Annotated in this window: 14 protein-coding genes; 4 read left to right on the plus strand and 10 right to left on the minus strand. The window is 56.5% G+C overall.

Features of this window, described 5'->3' with window-relative positions:
* The 6 genes from RIFP1SYM_RS02310 to RIFP1SYM_RS02335 form a co-directional block, all read right to left on the minus strand.
* Window positions 1-714 (minus strand): YciK family oxidoreductase (locus tag RIFP1SYM_RS02310; protein ID WP_039959605.1); only part of this gene is annotated, 714 nt, incomplete at its 3' end.
* A gap of 64 nt (window positions 715-778) precedes the next feature.
* On the minus strand, window positions 779-1,228 hold the full coding sequence (locus tag RIFP1SYM_RS02315; protein ID WP_006474397.1) for a hypothetical protein: 450 nt from the start codon (window positions 1,226-1,228) through the stop codon (window positions 779-781).
* A gap of 126 nt (window positions 1,229-1,354) precedes the next feature.
* A complete protein-coding gene (hflD, locus tag RIFP1SYM_RS02320) occupies window positions 1,355-1,981 on the minus strand; it encodes a high frequency lysogenization protein HflD (RefSeq protein WP_005959034.1) in 627 nt (208 codons plus the stop codon).
* 9 nt (window positions 1,982-1,990) lie between these two features.
* Window positions 1,991-3,088 carry a tRNA 2-thiouridine(34) synthase MnmA gene (mnmA, locus tag RIFP1SYM_RS02325; protein ID WP_006474398.1) on the minus strand — a complete coding sequence of 366 codons (1,098 nt, stop codon included), beginning with the start codon at window positions 3,086-3,088 and terminating at the stop codon, window positions 1,991-1,993.
* Window positions 3,085-3,648, minus strand: coding sequence for a pseudouridine synthase (locus RIFP1SYM_RS02330; protein ID WP_005959036.1), 564 nt, complete (start codon window positions 3,646-3,648; stop codon window positions 3,085-3,087). Before RIFP1SYM_RS02330 ends, mnmA begins: the two co-directional genes overlap by 4 nt.
* 209 nt (window positions 3,649-3,857) lie before the next feature.
* Complete coding sequence (locus RIFP1SYM_RS02335) at window positions 3,858-4,067, minus strand: cold-shock protein (RefSeq protein ID WP_006474401.1); 210 nt, start codon at window positions 4,065-4,067, stop codon at window positions 3,858-3,860.
* Between the two features lie 325 nt (window positions 4,068-4,392).
* Here RIFP1SYM_RS02335 and clpS point away from each other — a divergent pair, with 325 nt between their 5' ends.
* Both clpS and clpA read left to right on the plus strand, forming a co-directional pair.
* A complete protein-coding gene (clpS, locus tag RIFP1SYM_RS02340; RefSeq protein WP_006474402.1) occupies window positions 4,393-4,713 on the plus strand; it encodes an ATP-dependent Clp protease adapter ClpS in 321 nt (106 codons plus the stop codon).
* Between the two features lie 24 nt (window positions 4,714-4,737).
* Window positions 4,738-6,987: an ATP-dependent Clp protease ATP-binding subunit ClpA gene (gene clpA / locus RIFP1SYM_RS02345; RefSeq protein WP_005959038.1), complete on the plus strand. Its 2,250-nt coding sequence runs from the start codon at window positions 4,738-4,740 to the stop codon at window positions 6,985-6,987.
* Window positions 6,988-7,017: 30 nt separating this feature from the next.
* Here clpA and infA read toward each other — a convergent pair whose 3' ends face one another.
* From infA to aat, 3 genes are all read right to left on the minus strand, one after another.
* The gene (gene infA / locus RIFP1SYM_RS02350; protein ID WP_005959039.1) at window positions 7,018-7,236 is read right to left on the minus strand and encodes a translation initiation factor IF-1; all 219 of its coding nucleotides are present in this window, start codon (window positions 7,234-7,236) and stop codon (window positions 7,018-7,020) included.
* A gap of 138 nt (window positions 7,237-7,374) precedes the next feature.
* Entirely contained in the window at window positions 7,375-8,127 is a 753-nt protein-coding gene (locus RIFP1SYM_RS02355) for an arginyltransferase (protein ID WP_005959040.1), read from the minus strand.
* The gene (gene aat, locus RIFP1SYM_RS02360) at window positions 8,124-8,840 is read right to left on the minus strand and encodes a leucyl/phenylalanyl-tRNA--protein transferase (protein WP_005959041.1); all 717 of its coding nucleotides are present in this window, start codon (window positions 8,838-8,840) and stop codon (window positions 8,124-8,126) included. The genes RIFP1SYM_RS02355 and aat overlap by 4 nt, the downstream gene beginning before the upstream one ends.
* A gap of 175 nt (window positions 8,841-9,015) precedes the next feature.
* Between aat and RIFP1SYM_RS16245 the strand changes: the two genes are divergently transcribed.
* A complete protein-coding gene (locus RIFP1SYM_RS16245) occupies window positions 9,016-9,681 on the plus strand; it encodes a flagellar brake protein (RefSeq protein ID WP_010087871.1) in 666 nt (221 codons plus the stop codon).
* A gap of 50 nt (window positions 9,682-9,731) precedes the next feature.
* Here the strand turns inward: RIFP1SYM_RS16245 and trxB are convergent, their stop codons facing one another.
* A complete protein-coding gene (trxB, locus tag RIFP1SYM_RS02370; protein ID WP_005959043.1) occupies window positions 9,732-10,697 on the minus strand; it encodes a thioredoxin-disulfide reductase in 966 nt (321 codons plus the stop codon).
* A gap of 265 nt (window positions 10,698-10,962) precedes the next feature.
* Here trxB and ald point away from each other — a divergent pair, with 265 nt between their 5' ends.
* Window positions 10,963-12,051, plus strand: coding sequence for an alanine dehydrogenase (gene ald, locus RIFP1SYM_RS02375; protein ID WP_005959044.1), 1,089 nt, complete (start codon window positions 10,963-10,965; stop codon window positions 12,049-12,051).
* The last annotated feature ends 75 nt before the right edge of the window (window positions 12,052-12,126 follow it).

Below are 12,126 nucleotides of genomic sequence, written 5' to 3' on the forward strand. Positions count from 1 at the left end.
GACACCAGCGCTGTCTGGCCCCATTAGGTAGAGAAAGGGGCGCATGAAGGCCTCGGGGAGCGGCCGCTCCTGTGGATCTTCGCCGGGATAGGCCCAAGCGCGGAGAGCGGTCCGGGCTGCTCCTGGCGCAATCGAGTTGACTCGTAGCGGGCTGTCCTCGGTTTCTTCGGCGAGTATCTGCATCAATCCTTCGACTCCAAACTTCGAAACCCCGTAGGCGCCCCAGTAGGCTTTGCCTTTGCGCCCGACTTGATCGGATGTGAAGATAATCGAGGCGTCATCCGCCCGTTTCAGTAGTGGCAGACAGACCTGGGTCAGCATGAATGGGGCCGTCAGATTGACCTGCATTACCTTGTTCCATGTCTCCAGATCATAATCATCGATGCGGCTAAGCAATGCCAGTTGTGCGGCGCAGTGCAGCAGGCCGTCGAGACGATTGAACTCCTTATAGATGGTCTCGCTGAGAGCGTAATACTCCTGTTCGGTCAGGCTCTCCAGGTTGATGGGGAAGATTGCCGGTTGCGCTCCGCCAGCGGCCTCGATGGCATCATAGGTCTCTTCCAGTTTGCTTAAAGTTCGGCCCAGTAGGATGACAGTGGCACCATGGGCGGCATAGGCTTTGGCGGCAGCTTGTCCAAAGCCACTCCCCGCGCCAGTGACTGCAATAACTCTCTCTTTCAGAAGATCAGGGGCTGGGGAGTAGTCTGCTTGCATGAAAAAATCTCTTATGCGGGGTACAACGTGAGAGCTGATTATAACCGAGATGGAGGGGAGGGGATTAACGAACCATCAACTCCTGCATGGCATCACTCCCCTTTTTCTTGGCCGACTCATACTGTTCTGAAGCGCTGTCACCGATCGATCGGCCAACTTCTGCTGCTTTCTCTTTGGTTGATTCATAAACATCTCTGCTCTTGTCGGCAATGGAGTCCCCAATATCGGATGCGCCTTGTTTGGCCGATTCGTAGATCTCACTACCACTATCGACGGCTGCATCATAGACTTTTTGACTGTACTCCTTGGTGGTTTGCCAGGCTGACTCACCGATTGCCTTGGTCTGCTTGGTCAGGGAGGGGGAGCCCTTGGATTGCTGCTCCGTGCTCAATTGACTTGGGGCATCCATGGAACGTTCCTGCACAGGTGCGCCGGCTTGGGCGGCCCCCTCCTGCGAACAGGCGACGAGCAGGGTGACTAGCGGTAACAGAGTGGAGGCCGGTTTGATCTTCATCGGATATTCCTGGTTTTCCTGAGGAGGTTGGGAGCGTTGGATCTGCACAAAGGATTGTTTTTGTCGGCTCAAATGCCAGCGGTTGCTGCTGGCTGCAGTTCCATGGTGCTGTCGATCCTGGAACGGCTAAGGGGCAATCGAGTCGAGCAGCTGATGGGCGGCATCGACATAGTTGCGGCGTCTCCAGATCAGATGGAGGCGTCGGCCACCCAGTTGCCGCCAGAGCATGGCAGCCCGGATGCCCGCCAGCAGCAGCGCTCGGATTCGGTTGGCATTATCTGGATTCTGCAGGTAGACCGGCTCTCCACTTACCATGATACGCGGCTTTTGGGTGCTGACATTCTGCGCATAGATCTCTGCTATTGCGGCAATAATGTTGGAGTGGATCAGCGGGAAGTGCTCGAGACGCCCCTCGATCTCAGCAATGCTGGAGGCGATCTGCTGAAGTCGCTCAGGCTGCTTGGCCAGACGGCGCTCTAGCTGAATGATACCGATAATGTAGCCGGTAATCTCAGCGTCACGCTTCCCGCCACCCTGCAGCTGGCGGTGCAGTTGGCGCAGCCCCAGTGCCACCCCGCCACGGTTGTGAAACACCGACGGCACATCGACAGGGTTAGTCTGGAACAAGCTGTAGATGCTGCTCTCGAGCGAATCGGAGTCGGCCAGCCCGTGGCGGGCGATCTTCTGTACCAGACTGGCTGCCTGGAATACGCCGGCCAGTGCTAGACAGAGATCCTGATCACTGTATTTCATTGCAGAGGATTACCTTTCACTTGATTCGATAATGGCGCCGCCAAGACAGTTCGGGCCGCTGTAGAAGACGATCGATTGGCCTGGAGTGACGGCCCGCTGTGGAGTGTCGAAGTGGACCCGGCAACCATCCTTTCCCTGGGCTTCAATCCAGCAGCTCTGAAGTGGTTGGCGATGGCGAATGCGGGCCTTGCAGCTGAGCGGTAGCTGTGGTGTCCTCGCACCAATCCAGTGTAGTTGTCCGGCGACCAGGGATCGGCTCATCAGCAGCGGGTGCTGATGTCCCTGAGCAACGATTAACAGATTGCGCTGCAGATCCTTGGCGACCACAAACCAGGGTGCTTCAGCTGTGCCTTTGATGCCACCGATCCCTAAGCCCTGCCGTTGTCCCAAGGTGTAGTACATCAGTCCGCTGTGTTGGCCAATGGTCTCACCCTCTGGAGTTTGGATTGCTCCCGGGTTGGCCGGCAGGTAGCGGCTGAGAAAGTCGCGAAACTTGCGTTCGCCAATGAAGCAGATGCCGGTGCTGTCCTTCTTCTTATGGTTGGAAAATCCTGCCTTTTCAGCTAGTTCGCGTACCTGTGTCTTGGCCAGCGAACCGAGCGGAAAATAGCTGCGGCTGAGCTGTGGTTGGCCCAGCATGTAGAGGAAATAGGTTTGATCCTTGTTCTCATCTACTGCGCGCTGCAGTTGATATTCACCATTTGACTCGATGAGTCTGGCGTAGTGGCCGGTGGCGATGCGGCTGGCACCGAGGGTGCTCAGCGCATAGTCAAGGAACGCCTTGAACTTGATCTCACGGTTACAGAGCACGTCGGGGTTGGGGGTGCGACCGGCGCGGTATTCGTCCAGGAAGTAGGCGAACACCCGCTCCCAGTAGTCGGCGGAGAAGTTGACACTGTGGAGCGGGATGCCCAGTTGATCGGCAACCGAGCTGGCATCGGCAAGGTCAGTCGCAGCTGAGCAGTACTCTTTGGTGTCATCCTCTTCCCAGTTTTTCATGAACAGTCCTTCGACCTGGTAACCCTGCTCGAGCAACAGCAGGGCCGCCACCGAGGAGTCCACCCCGCCAGACATGCCGACGATAATCTTCTCTCGTGGATGATTCATCGTGAAGTGAGATTGGGTTTGCGTTGGGGCTGACCCAGTTTGCGCCACTGGCCGGGTTGAAGGTTCCCCAAGCGCCACGGACCAACCTCGGTACGCACCAGCCGCAGGGTCGGGTGCCCGACTGCAGCCGTCATGCGGCGTACCTGACGGTTACGCCCCTCGCGAATTCTGATTTCGAGCCAACAGGTTGGAATGGCGGCGCGGTAACGCACTGGCGGGTCGCGATCCCAGAGTGGAGGCGGGTCGATACGGCGCGCCTCTGCCGGCAGGGTCGGGCCATCTTTCAGCTCAACGCCTCTGCGCAGTTGTTCCAGCGGCTCTTCCTCAGGAATTCCCTCAACCTGCACCAGATAACGTTTCCACTGTTTTTTACGGGGATTGGCCAGTTGGTGCTGCAGCTTTCCATCATCGGTCAGCACCAACAGTCCCTCGCTGTCCCGGTCGAGTCGACCAGCGGCGTAGACACCCTTGACCGGGATGAAGTCCGCCAAGGTGGCGCGTGAATCCTGATCGGTAAACTGGCTCAGAACGCCATAGGGCTTGTTGAAGAGGATGAGCATTGGAGGCAGAGCAGTACGTCAGAGTGAAGGCGCTAATCTTACCGCAAGTTAGCGATCAAAGGTGATAGCGGGGGTAGTGGCGTCAAGGGGATGACGAACCAGAATGATTGGGGCGGTCATCGTTGCGATCTGAATGCCAGGCATGAAGAGACCCGATGGAAGTGAGCATTCCATCGGGTCTCTATTTGGCTCGGTTTGGAGGTGCTAGTCTATTGAGATACGTGCTGGATATTGACAGCGTGCAGACCTTTTGGTCCCTGATTGATCTCAAATTCGACCTTCTGGCCTTCCTTAAGCGTTTTGTATCCCTCCATCGTAATGGATGAAAAGTGGACAAAAATATCCACATCACCATCGTCTGGGGTTACAAAACCATATCCTTTTGCGTTGTTAAACCATTTAACGACTCCAGTGGACATATCAAAACTCCTCACATTTTTCCCGGAAATCAGACAGTTATTTGTTGTTTGCAAGCTCCGACATGAAAGCCGGGAAGCGTCTGACGGCTCGGGTTACAACCTGGTACATCAATCTCCGATAGCCACTCTCTCTGACGGAGAGTTTATCGACCACCGTGAGGTTAAGTATAGTGTTGTGAAATTACTGGTCAACTTATTACCATCTGGGCTATTCCGGCACACTTTTGGACAAAATTGCACTCCGCTTTCAGATTCGGTTAGCGCTATGTTAAAACCGGTGAGAGGTAATGTTTTTTGCCCACCGGGCCCTGCTAGAATCACTGTTATGACTGAGAGAAAACAAAATCAATCTGATGACGGTTTGGCTGTTGAAGAAAGCAAACCAAAGCTCAAGCAGCCAGCGCTGTTCCGGGTGATACTGCTGAATGACGACTACACGCCAATGGAGTTCGTGGTACAGGTATTAGAGTCGTTCTTCAAGATGGATCGGGAGAAAGCCACTCGGGTGATGCTGCATGTGCATACCCGTGGGGTAGGAGTTTGCGGTGTCTTCACTCGGGATGTGGCCGAGACCAAGATAACACAGGTCAACGACTACGCCCGTAGCAACCAGCATCCACTGCTCTGCACCATGGAGCAGATATAGCAGCCACCAGATCAAGGCCAAAAGATGTTAAGTAAAGAACTCGAATTTACGTTAAATCAGGCATTTATTCGTGCAAAAGAGAAACGGCATGAATTTATAACCGTAGATCACCTGCTGCTGGCGTTGCTGGAGAATCCTGCGGCTTGTGAGGTTCTGCGGGCCTGTGATGCGGATCTGGAGCAACTGCGCGAAGAGATCAGCGCCTTTGTGGACGGTTCAACGCCGCTGATCCCTGAGGGAGAGGAGCGTGATACCCAGCCTACCCTCGGCTTCCAACGGGTGCTGCAGCGGGCCGTATTCCACGTTCAGTCCTCGGGCAAAAAAGAGGTCAGTGGCGCCAATGTGCTGGTTGCCCTCTTCAGCGAGCAGGACTCCCAGGCCCTGTTCTTCCTCGATCAGCAGGACATTACCCGTCTCGACGTCATCAACTATATCTCTCACGGCCTCTCCAAGCAGGATGAAGAGGAGCATGACGACTCACTCGACCTTACAGAGCAGCCACAGGCTGATTCTCAGCCGAGCGCTCTGGAAACTTATGCCACCAATCTCAACAAGCTGGCAGAAGCGGGCAAGATCGATCCGCTGATCGGGCGGCGGGCAGAGATCGAACGTACCATCCAGATCCTCTGCCGACGGCGCAAAAACAATCCGCTGCTGGTGGGCGAAGCCGGTGTCGGCAAGACGGCGATTGCCGAGGGGCTGGCGAAGATGATCGTCGAGGAGCAGGTGCCGGAGGTACTGGCTGATGCGACGATCTATGCACTCGATCTTGGCAGTCTGGTGGCGGGCACCAAATATCGCGGCGATTTCGAGAAGCGGCTCAAGGCAGTGCTGGCGGAGTTTCGCAAGCAGCCCGATTCGATTCTCTTTATTGACGAGATCCATACCATCATCGGCGCCGGTTCTGCCTCCGGGGGGGTGATGGATGCCTCTAACCTGATCAAGCCTGTGCTTGCCTCGGGTGAGCTGCGCTGCATCGGCTCAACCACCTATCAGGAGTTTCGCGGCATCTTTGAAAAAGATCGGGCCCTGGCACGACGCTTCCAGAAGATCGATGTGGAAGAACCCTCAGTGGAGGAGACAGTGGAGATCCTCAAGGGGCTGAAGTCCCGTTTCGAGGAGCACCACGAGATCGAATACACGCAGGGGGCCCTGCAGAGCGCCGCGACGCTCTCAGAAAAATACATCAACGATCGACACCTGCCGGACAAAGCGATTGATGTGATCGACGAGGCGGGGGCCAATGTGCATCTGCAACCGCCTGAGGAGCGCAAGAAGTTGATCGGTGTGGATGAGATTGAAGCGATCGTCGCCAAGATTGCGCGGATCCCTCCTAAAAAGGTCTCTGCCAGCGATACTGAAGCGCTGCGCAATCTCTCGCGGGATCTGCAGATGGTAGTCTATGGCCAGGATGACGCAATCGAGGCGCTGACCGCCGCAATCCGCATGAACCGCTCCGGGCTCCTGCGGGAGGGGCGTCCGGTGGGTTCATTCTTGTTTGCTGGCCCCACCGGCGTCGGCAAGACCGAGGTGACACGCCAGCTGGCGCGCATCATGGGCATGGAACTGATTCGTTTTGACATGTCGGAGTATATGGAACGGCATGCGGTCTCGCGTCTGATTGGCGCACCTCCCGGCTATGTCGGTTTTGATCAGGGTGGGCTGCTCACTGAAGAGATCAATAAACACCCCCACTCGGTACTACTGCTGGATGAGATCGAAAAGGCACACCCAGATATCTTCAACCTGCTGTTGCAGGTGATGGACCACGGTACCCTGACCGACAACAATGGCCGCAAAGCTGACTTCCGCAACGTGGTGATCGTGCTGACCACCAACGCGGGTGCCTCGGATATGAGCCGGCGGTCGATCGGCTTCACTCGACAGGATCACTCCAGTGACGGTTTGGAGGCGATCAAGAAGCAGTTCACGCCGGAGTTCCGCAACCGTCTCGACAGCATCATTCAGTTTTCAGCACTGTTGCCAGAGCATATTGTCAAGGTGGTCGACAAGTTCATCTTCGAGCTGGAGGGGCAGCTACAAGAGAAAGGGGTGGCGCTGCAGGTCGACGTCGAGGCACGCGCCTGGCTAGCAGAGCGTGGTTACGATGAGAAGATGGGCGCACGGCCGATGGCGCGGTTGATCCAGGATGAGATCAAAAAACCACTAGCAGAGGAGCTTCTGTTTGGTTCCCTCGCCACAGGCGGCACAGTCACCATCGAGCTAGTCGATGGAGAGCTGAGTCTCAAAGTGCTGGAGGAGGCGGTGCACTGATTCCAGTGCTCCACCTGAGGCGGGAGCGGCTTAGCGGGCGCGGTAGGTGATGCGGCCTTTGCTCAGGTCGTAAGGGGTTAGCTGAACGGTAACCTTGTCGCCGGTGAGGATGCGGATATAGTGTTTGCGCATCTTGCCCGAGATATGAGCGGTGACCACATGGCCATTCTCCAGCTCGACGCGGAACATTGTGTTGGGCAGGGTCTCGGTCACCGTGCCTTCCATCTCGATAAAGTCTTCTTTCGCCATTCTGCTACCTGAAAATTATCCCGGTCTGACCTGACTACAGCGTATCTGCTGAAGTCGCCGGTTTGTTGAAGCCGGGGATTGTACCACAGCATCTGCAGCAGAAAAGGGCCCATTCATAGGAGATTGAACGGCAGTGGGTTAATCTGCCAGTAAGGGCTCACCAGGTGCGAAGCGAACCCAGCCCTGGCCAGACCAGGCCTCCAGGGGGCGAAACTCCGATTTGTAGCGCATCTTTCGGCAATCTCTGATCCAAAAGCCGGGATAGACCCACTTCAACCCCAGTTGGCGAGCATGCTCGATCTGCCAGAGCAGGGCGAAGATGCCGATACCGTCCGCCTGCAGATCAGGGTCGAAGAAAGTGTAGACGGAGGAGAGTCCGTCAGGCAGATGATCAGTGACGACCACAGCGGCAAGCTGGTCACCAAGACGAAACTCGTAAAAGCGGGTCTCACCCCACTCGCTGTGGAGAAACTCGATATATTGATCCGGATTGCTGTAGTCCATACTGCTGCCTGGATGCCGCTGCGCGAGATACTTTTGGTAGAGGACGAACTGCTCACTCTCCAGCTGTGGCGGGCGGGCAGTGATACAAAACCGTCCTGCATTGCGTTTCCAGCAGCGGCGCTGGCTGCGGGTTGGCTGAAAGTCCCTGACCGGAAGCCGCAGCGAGATGCAGGCAGAGCAGTCGGGGCAGGCTGGCTGATAGAGAAAGCGGCCGCTGCGCCGGTACCCCCGATCGATAAGAGCCTGATAGATCGGCTGATCGATCTGCGCTGCCGGGTCCAAAAAAAGCGTGCGGGTTTGCCGACCCGGCAGATAGGAGCAGTCATGGGGCTGACTCAGATAGAGTGCCAGTGCCGGGTTAGAGGGGAATGTTGGATCGTCTATCATAGCTGAGTCCGCGGAAAGAACATGGGAACATTAGCCCAACTTTCCGCTCGGTCAGGCAGTATGCAGCCCTGATCCAGTGCTTGACTGAAGCGCTTGCGGGGGATCGTCTCCGCCCCCAGTGAGGCCAGATGGGAAGTGTAGACCTGGCAATCGATCAACTCGAACCCCCAGGCTGTCAGCTGCTGGGTAAGCCCCACCAGGGCGCACTTGGATGCATCGGAGACCCGGCTGAACATCGACTCTCCGAAGAAGACCGCACCGATGGCGATACCATAGAGTCCACCGACCAGCATCTCTCCCTGCCATACTTCTACGGAGTGGGCCAGTGCCCGCCGGTGACACTCGATATAGGCCTGAATCATCTCCTCGGCCAGCCAGGTACCGGGCGATGTGGTGCGGGGTTCAGCACAGGCGCGGATGACCGCCTCAAACTGTCGGTCGAAGCTGATCTGGAACTCTTTTCTGGCGAGCCGCTTGCGCAGGCTGCGAGAGATCTTCAGCTTCTCCGGGTAGAGCACCATACGCGGGTCGGGGGACCACCAGAGGATCGGGTCGTCTGGACCATACCAGGGAAATATACCGCTTCGATAGGCGTTCATCAGACGTTCGGGGGAGAGATCCCCGCCCAGCGCGAGCAGACCATCCGGTTCTGTCTCTGCCAGCGAGACATCGGGGAAAGGTGCGTAAGAATTGTTATCCAGCTTAAAGATCATCAGTAGTAGTTGAGCGCTCAGATCTCAATGCAACAGTAACTCAGCAGTGAAATTTTCTCTTGTGTATGTAGGGAAAAATTCGCATCATCTGCTGCCGTAAAGACCCTGTTTCCCCTTGACTATCGGGCCCAACAACAGAGAAAAAGGCCCTCAATCTGGTGCTTGGAGAGAACCCTTGTCTGACATTATCAGAACCCTGCAGATTGGCGATACGCTGCAGCTTCAGCATGCACCACCTAGTGATATCCCCGACCGATATGGGGTGAAGCTGATTGGTTATCTTCCCAATGAATCTTTGGTTATCACTACCCCTAGAAAACAGGGAAAGGCGATCCTGGTTCGGGAGGGGCAGAATTTTACCGTCCGTGTGCTTCAGGGCAGCAATGTCTTTGGCTTCGTCTCACGGGTTATGCACGCAGCGGCACGGCCCTATCCGCATCTGCATCTCGCCTATCCGGAAGATGTGGCAAGTGCCGTGGTGCGCAATGCGCCAAGAGTTTCGACGACCTTGGATACCAAGGTCCGCAACACCAATGTGGCTGACACGCCAGAGAACCATCTAGCCGCAAAGATTGCCGATCTTAGCAATAGTGGGGCGCGTTTGATTACCAAGAAACCTATTGGATCGATAGGGGATATGATCCAGATCCAGCTAAATATCGATGTCTGCAATGGTTCGGACAGCATGCAGATCATGGGCGAGATAAAAAACCTGCGAGAGTTTGAGTTGGAGGGGCAGGGTAGTCAGTTTGTGCATGGTGTGCAGTTCAAGGGAGTGAACCGCTTTCAGCAGCTGTTGCTCTGCGCATACGTCCTGAGTCAAATCACTACTGAACGATAACAAAGGCCGTAATTACAGCAGGTTATACAGCCTTTGTTATCTGCTTTCGATCAGCCCTTTTCGGCCTCCAACGCATCCAGGAAGCGCTCGGCATCGAGCGCCGCCATACAGCCGGTGCCGGCAGAGGTGATTGCCTGGCGATAGACATGATCCTGCACGTCCCCAGCAGCAAACACGCCGGAAATACTGCACTGGGTGGCATTGCCCTCCATGCCGCCTTCGACCTTGAGGTAGCCATTGGTCATATCAAGCTGGCCATCGAATAGGGTGGTGTTGGGGCTGTGGCCGATGGCGATGAAGACACCCTGCAGGTCGATATCCTTGGTGCTGCCATCCTTTACGTTCTTAATGCGCATGCCGGTAACGCCGGTCTGATCGCCCAGTACCTCATCGAGAACAGCATTCAGCTCGAGGGTGACATTGCCATCTTCCGCCTTCTTGCGTAGTTGATCGGAGAGGATCTTCTCGGAGCGGAACTGCTCGCGCCGGTGCACCACCACCACTTCAGAGGCGATGTTGGAGAGGTAGAGCGCCTCTTCCACCGCGGTATTACCACCGCCGATTACCGCCACCTTCTGATTTTTGTAGAAGAAGCCGTCGCAGGTGGCGCAGGCGGAGACGCCGCGGCCGCGAAATGCTTGTTCCGACTCCAGACCTAGGTAACGGGCTGAGGCGCCGGTAGAGATGATCAGGGCGTCACAGGTGTAGGTGGCCTGATCACCAGTCAGTTCGAAGGGGCGCTTGCTTAGGTCGGCCTTGTTGATGTGATCGAAGATGATCTCGGTGTCGAATCGCTCCGCATGCTGGCGCATGCGATCCATCAGATCCGGACCCTGCACGCCGGCATGATCGCCGGGCCAGTTGTCGACCTCAGTGGTAGTCATCAGCTGGCCACCCTGTTCCATGCCGGTTACCAGTACCGGCTGCAGATTGGCGCGGGCGGCATAGACTGCGGCCGTATAACCCGCAGGGCCAGATCCCAGAATCAACAGGCGACAATGCTTGGTTTCGCTCATGTATACTTACTCCAGATTTTGACCCGGACATTGCCGGGGTATCGGAATGGATCGTGAGCCGCCCAAGGATTTGCTCTCATCAGCATGGGACAAAGTGCGGCGTTTCAACCCGACGAAGATAATTGATGGATGTTACGTAATGATCTGCGGTGGGTAAAGGATCGTGCATGAGAAAAATACTCACAAGTTATCTGTGAATTGGCCTCAAAAATCTGTTTCACTTGCGCGGGTTATGTTCGCAAGTTCAAGTTAGTATTGAATTACCATGCGCATTGCAATACCTACAGAAATAAAGCCACTTGAAGGCCGAGTTGGTCTAATTCCGGAGGCCTGTGCCGACTTGATCGCGGCCGGCCACCAGGTCCGCGTGCAGCAGGGGGCAGGGGAGGCGAGCGGCTATCCTGACAGCGCCTATACCAAGCTTGGGGTCGGGATCCTGCCCGATGCAGTAGCGATCTACGACTGGGCGGAACTGGTGATCAAGGTCAAGGAGCCCTATGGCCCCGAACCGCAGATGTTGCGTGCAGATCAGACCCTGTTCTGTTTCCTCCATCTTGCAGCCAATGAAGCGCTGACCCACAGCTTGCTGGCCACTGGGGTGACCGCTATTGCTTTCGAAACCCTCGCCGATGGTGGTGGTTTGCCGATTCTGGCACCGATGAGTGACATCGCCGGCCGCATCGCGGTGCAGGCGGGCAGCCATCTGTTGTGGCGACCAGAAGGAGGCAAAGGGCTGCTGCTCGGCGGCCTGCCGGCGGCGCAGCGAGGCCGGGTGGTGATCCTCGGTGCCGGACAGGCCGGTGGCAACGCCGCCCGTATGGCGGCGGCACTGGGGGCAGAAGTCACCATCTTCGACACCCAGCGCACGCGGATGGAGGCGATGCGTGAGCTGGGAGCGAATGTCACCGCACTCTATCCTTATCAGGAGAGCCTGGCCGAAGCGGTTGCGACGGCCGATCTGTTGATCGGAGCGGTGTTGATCCCGGGCGCACAGACACCACACTTGGTCTCGCGGGAGCTGGTGGGGCAGATGCAGCCGGGTAGCGTAGTGGTCGATATCTCGGTGGACCAGGGCGGCTGTATCGAGACGATTCGTCCCACCACCTATGAGGAACCGACCTATGTAGAGGAGGGGGTGACCCACTTTGGTGTCGCCAACATGCCGGGGGCAGTGCCGAAGAGCGCCTCCCAGGCCCTCTCAGCGGCGATGATCCCCTACCTGCAGCGTCTAGCAAGCGGCCAATGGCGTGACGATCCGGTTCTTGGCGAGGCACTCAATCTGAGTGGCGGTGAACTAATCTATCCTGTGTTGCGCGATCAGTATCTTAGAAAACAAACTAAAAAAGTCGTATAAAATCATAATTATCCTGGTTAATTGGGGGAATCGTGCAGGCAAAGCCACAGGGGGCGAGTGATCGTTCGGCCTTCT

Origin of the sequence: endosymbiont of Riftia pachyptila (vent Ph05), from assembly GCF_000224455.1 — a bacterium.
Lineage (GTDB): Bacteria > Pseudomonadota > Gammaproteobacteria > Chromatiales > Chromatiaceae > Endoriftia > Endoriftia persephonae.